The sequence below is a fragment of the Kitasatospora sp. NPDC057500 genome (assembly GCF_042802195.1).
Classification (GTDB): domain Bacteria; phylum Actinomycetota; class Actinomycetes; order Streptomycetales; family Streptomycetaceae; genus Kitasatospora.
On the sequence record NZ_JBHVER010000328.1, the window covers coordinates 1 to 5623 of the forward strand.

Annotated in this window: 4 protein-coding genes; all 4 read left to right on the forward strand. The window is 74.2% G+C overall.

Annotated elements, in window-relative coordinates:
* Positions 1–14 precede the first annotated feature (14 nt).
* The 4 genes from ACFU74_RS35645 (at position 15) to ACFU74_RS35660 (ending at position 5586) form a co-directional block, all read left to right on the forward strand.
* Entirely contained in the window at positions 15–980 is a 966-nt protein-coding gene (locus tag ACFU74_RS35645) for a helix-turn-helix domain-containing protein (RefSeq protein WP_380764289.1), read from the forward strand.
* A gap of 140 nt (positions 981–1120) precedes the next feature.
* Positions 1121–1504: a VOC family protein gene (locus ACFU74_RS35650; protein WP_380764290.1), complete on the forward strand. Its 384-nt coding sequence runs from the start codon at positions 1121–1123 to the stop codon at positions 1502–1504.
* A 151-nt stretch (positions 1505–1655) separates the two neighbouring features.
* A complete protein-coding gene (gene adhP, locus ACFU74_RS35655; protein WP_380764291.1) occupies positions 1656–2669 on the forward strand; it encodes an alcohol dehydrogenase AdhP in 1014 nt (337 codons plus the stop codon).
* A gap of 352 nt (positions 2670–3021) precedes the next feature.
* A complete protein-coding gene (locus ACFU74_RS35660; RefSeq protein WP_380764292.1) occupies positions 3022–5586 on the forward strand; it encodes a ricin-type beta-trefoil lectin domain protein in 2565 nt (854 codons plus the stop codon).
* Positions 5587–5623 lie beyond the last annotated feature (37 nt).

Sequence of the window (5623 nt, forward strand, 5' to 3'; positions counted from 1 at the left end):
CCCACAATGGCCGTATGAGCACCAGCAGCCACGCCCACGCGGCCGGCGCCGCCGGCAGCCTCGCCGACTTCCTGCGGACCCGGCGCTCCCGCCTCCACCCCGAGGACGTCGGCCTGCCGGACCTCGGCGGCCGCCGCCGGGTCTCCGGGCTGCGCCGCGAGGAACTCGCCCGGCTCGCCGGCGTCAGCGTCGACTACTACACCCGGCTCGAACAGGGCCGGGTCGGCAACCCCTCGGACTCCGTGCTCGACGCGGTCGCCCGCGCGCTGCGCCTCGACCCCGAGGAGGTCGGCCACCTGCACCGCCTCGCCCGCATCCGCCCCGGCCGCGCCCGCGCCGGACGCGGCGCCGGCGGCCGTCCCTCCGGCCCGCAGCGGGTCCGCCGGACGCTGGCCCGGCTGCTGGAGGCGATGCCCGACGTGCCCGCCGTGGTGATGGGCCGGCGGATGGACGTCCTCGCCTGGAACCGCGCCGCCGTCTCCCTGCTCGGCGACTACGGCGCGCTCCCCCCGGCCGAGCGCAACATCGCCCGGATCACCTACCTCGACCCGGCCTCGCGCACCCTCTACGACGACTGGGTCGGCTGCGCACGCGAGAACGCCGCCTTCCTCCGACTGGAGGCCGGACGCCGCCCCGACGACCCCCGGCTCGCCGAGCTGATCGGCGAACTCTCGGTGCGCAGCCCTGAGTTCCGCCAGTGGTGGGCGGAGCACCCGGTGCGCGACAAGACCTCGGGGCGCAAGGTGTTCCACCACCCGCTGGCCGGCCGGATGGAACTGGTCTACGAGACGCTCCGCTCCGCCGACGACCCGGACCAGGCGCTGATCACCTACGCCCCCGACGCCGGCAGCCCCTCCGAGGACTCCCTGCGGATGCTGCTCGCCTGGGACGCCGACCGGAGGGGCCCGGGCCGGGCGGCCCTCCCGACTCGCCCGCGCCGCTCCGCCCGAGGTGGCGGGTCGGTTACCGACGGGCACTGACGCACCGCAAAGTACGGTCTTCTGCCGGGGAGTTCGTCCGCTTACGGTGATCCGGTACCTGTCGCGCACCCGGCGTCCGGCGGACCGAAGCCGGCCGGCGCGGGTCGACGCGCGCCGGCACCGGAAGACTCGGAGCACCTATGGCCATCCTCAAGACCTATGCCCGGCTCTGGGCCGACGGCATGGACCACTCGCTCCCGCTGCTGCGCACCCTCACCGGGGCCGAGCCGGACCTGCTGTTCCGCTTCCACGAGATCCAGCTCGCGGCCATCGGCGACTTCCTGGTGATCGCCGGACCGCCCGCCGAGCGCGCCAAGTACGCGCACGCGTCGGCGACCGTCGTGGTCTCCGACCTCGACGAGGTGAGCGAGGCCCTGGAGGCCGCGGGCGCCGTCGTCACCACGCCCGAGACCGCCGCGCCGACCGGTCGCTTCCTCTACGCCCGGCACGCCGACGGCGCGGAGGTCGAGTACGTCGAATGGGTCCCCGAACTGGTCCGGCGCATCGTGCACCGCGAGCCGTAGCGCCCCGGGCCGCCCCCGCCCGGGACCATGGTCCCGCCGGGTTCACCCGTCCGGCCCTGGCGGGCCCGCGGGGCCCTGGCGTGGGATGGAGGCGAACGGGGTCCCGGGGGTCCGTGAGCGGCCCCGCCGGCACGAAGGGCAGGAGCAGAACATGAAGGCCGCCGTCGTCCACGACTTCACCCAGCCGCTCGTGATCGAGGAGCGCCCGGTGCCCGAGCCCGCCCCGCACCAGGTGCGGGTGCGGATCGAGGCCTCAGGCCTGTGCCACACCGACATCCACGCCGCGCACGGCGACTGGCCGGTCAAGCCCAGCCCGCCGTTCGTGCCCGGCCACGAGGGCGTCGGCATCGTCGAGGCGGCCGGCGCCGAGGTCCGGCACGTCCGGGTCGGCGAGCGGGTGGCCATCGCGTGGCTCGCCGACGCCTGCGGGCGCTGCGACCACTGCGTCTCCGGCTGGGAGACCCTCTGCACCCGGCAGCACAACAGCGGCTACTCCGTCGACGGCGCCTACGCCGAGCACGCCCTCGCCCACGGCGACTACGTCGTCCCCGTCCCCGACGGCATCGACCCCCTCGACGCCGCCCCGCTGTCCTGCGCCGGCGTCACCACCTACAAGGCCCTCAAGGTCTCCGGCGCCGGCCCCGGCACCCGCGTGCTGATCTCCGGCATCGGCGGCCTCGGCCACCTCGCCCTCCAGTACGCCCGGATCGCCGGCGCCGAGACCATCGCCGTCGACGTCACCGACGACAAGCTCGCCCTGGCCCGCGAACTCGGCGCCGACCACGTCCTCGACGCCCGCGTCCACGACGTCGCCGCCGAGGTCCGGAAGCTCGGCGGCGCCCACGCCGCCATCGCGCTCGCCGTCAGCAACGCCTCCTTCCAGGCCGCCTACGCCGCGCTGCGCCGCGGCGGCAGCCTCGTCCTGGTCGCGCTCCCCGCCGAGGGCAGGCTCGAACTTCCCGTCTTCGACACCGTCCTCAACGGCACCAAGGTGATCGGCTCCATCGTCGGCACCCGCGAGGACCTCGCCGAGGTCTTCCGGCTCCACGCCCTCGGCCGCACCCGCGTCATCCGTGAGACCCGCCGCCTGGAGGACGTCAACACCTGCTTCGACGAGGTCCTCACCGGCAAGGTCTCCGCCCGTCTGGTCTTCGACCTGCGCTGACCGGGAGCACGCCTTCGCCCGGGTACCACGACATATCGGGAAAGCGCTCGGCCCCGACCGGATCCCTCCGGCCGGGGCCGGGCGTTTCGCCGTTCGGCGCACCCTTTGATCTGCACCGCTCAAGCCGGTGGGGGATTCTCCCGCGATCGCGGAAACGGATTGCCAGGCCGCGGTCGAACACACTAGCGTTCGAGCGCGCACCGATCGCGGATGTGAGGGACTGTCGGTAGGCAGACGATCTGAGTGTGCGTCACATCGAACCTTTCCCTTCTCGTTTGCGCCGCCCGCCTGCGAGGAATCCGGCGTTCGGCCGTGCCGAGGGGGAATCTGCTGCGAAGGTGAACTGACACATATGCGTGAATCCCGTCCCCCCGGATGGCTGGGGGGCCCACTGGCGAGGGGTCTGGCATCGCTGTGCGCGGCCGGTCTCGTACTGGCCGCTCCCGCGACCGCGTTCGCGGACACCCCGGCGGCGAGCGGCTCCGGGCCCAACACCCCCCGCGCGCTGACCACCAGCCCGCAGCCCGTGAACCCCGCCGACAACGCCTGCGGCGGTGGCACGCCCGGGTGGATCGGCCGGACGACGGCCCTGCCGGACGGCACCTCCAACGTCCTGCTGTCCGCCTTCGCCGACGGACAGGCCGCCACCGGCCTCCAGGTCGGCTTCCACCTGTGGGACGCCACGGCCGGCGAGAGCCGGGACTCCTCCGCCGGCACCTGGCCGACCTCCCAGGTCGTCCCCTTCGGCGGGGGCACCGGCCAGGCCTACGTCGGCCGCGCGCTGGCGGACGGTCACCAGTACGGCTGGAACGCCTGGTCCTTCGCCGGGGACGTGAAGAGCCCCGTGACGGCGGACTGCGCCTTCAACGTCGACCTCACCTCGCCGACCCCGGCGTCCATCGCGCCCTCCACGGTGTTCCCGCCGCTGGGCAGCGGCGCCACGCCCACCGGCCACGCCGGTGACACCGGCGTCACCGTCCGCGTCACCAGCAAGGAAGCGGTCCCGGGCGGCTGCACCGCCGGCGCCTGCGTCGCCAGCGGCGTCCGCGAGTTCCAGTACGCGCTCGACGACAACATCCCGGCCTACGGCGGCACCGCCGTCCCGGCCTCCTTCGCGGCCGACGGCACGGCGTACGCCGACGTCCCGATCAGCGTCGGCGCCCTCGACTGGGGCAGCCACACGCTGAAGGTGCGCGCCGTCGACGCGGCCGGCAACGCCGAGCCCCAGGCGTCCGCCTACGCCTTCTACGCGCCCGCCAGGACGACGGGACCGGCCGTGCCGGGCGACGTCGACCTCGACGGCGTGGCCGACTACCTGGCCCCGGCCGCCGACGGGTCGCTGACCCTGTTCCGCGGCGGCGCCGACGGTGCGTTCGTGACGCCCGAGAAGGCCTCCCCGGCGAACCGCAGCCCCCGGCAGGACGACTGGAACAACTACCTGGTGGCCCACCGCGGTGCCGTCATCGGGGGCGGCGACTCGCTGTTCGCGTACCACAAGAGCGAGAAGCAGCTCTTCGTCTACGCCAACGACGCGAACTCCCCGGGAGGCGTGGCGGGCCACTTCACCCAGAGCAGCGTCCAGCTGGGTGAGAGCAGCGCGTGCGGCAAGGGCATCGACAACACCTGGAACCACGTCGCCCAGATGAAGGCCGTCCAGGTCGGCAGCGGGCGCACCGGCCTCGTCACGGTCGAGCAGGGCCACCTGCGCTACTACCCCGCCGAGAACGCGTGCTACATCGGCGCGGGCGTCGAGCTCGGCGTGGCCGGCGACGACTGGAGCGGCTTCACCCTGATGTCCCCGGGCGTGGTCAACGGCGTGCCGACGCTCTGGGCGCGGGACACCGTGACCGGGGCCGTCACCGGCCTGCCGCTGCCGGTGGACGCCGCGGGCAGGCCCGTCAGCGGCTTCACCCCGCTGGCGCTGCCCGCCCACAAGCGCCTGGAGCGGTGGGGCAGCGGCGGGGCCGGGTGCGTGGACATCGACCACGGCTGGACCGGCAACGGCACCGCCGCCCTGCTGTGGACCTGCTCCGGGCAGGGCGAGGCCGCCAACCAGCAGTTCACCTGGGGCACGGACGGCTCGCTGCACGTCCTCGGCAAGTGCCTCGACGTCACCGGCGGCGCCACCGCCAACGAGTCGCCGGTCAACCTGTGGGACTGCAACGGCAGCCCGGCCCAGAAGTGGACCTACGGCCCCCACCCGCACACGCTGAAGAACCCGAACGCGGACAAGTGTCTCGACACGGCTCAGAGCGCCGATCCGAACAGGCGTCTGGTCATCCGTGACTGCGGCAAGAACGGGACCCAGGCGTGGGCCTACCCGCCCGCCCAGGCCGTGCTCCCGCTCGGGCTCGCCGGGCCCGCCTTCCCGACCGTGGACGCACCCGGTGACCTGAACGCCGACGGCTACCCCGACCTGGTCGCCGGCGTCTCCGACGGCCGCCTCGTCCGGTTCGCGGGCACCGCCCCGGCGGGGAACCAGCCGAACTTCGCCGCGCCGCGGGACATCCCGCTGGACCGGTCCACCGGGTTCAGCGTCAACTCCGTCCACAACCCGGGCCGCTGCCTGGACAACTACGGCGCCCCCGCCGGCGGCAGCCTGCGCTTCTACGACTGCTGGGGCGGCACGAGCCAGAAGTTCGCCTTCGGCGCCGACGGCACCCTGCGCAGCGGCGACCGCTGCGTGACCGTCCGGGACAACTCGACCGCCTGGGGCACCCAGGCCGTGTTCGCCGACTGCCAGGCCACCGCCGGCCAGATCTGGAAGTACCGCGCCGACGGCACCTTCTACAACCCCGCCGCCGGCGCCTGCCTGGAGCTGCCCGGCTGGAACGACGCCAACGGCACCGTCCTCGGCATCTGGGGCTGCAACGGCAACCCCAACCAGCGCTGGACGCTCTCCCCGAACGCCGCCTGACCGGAACCCCCTCCAGGCCCGCGGGCCCGCGACGCAC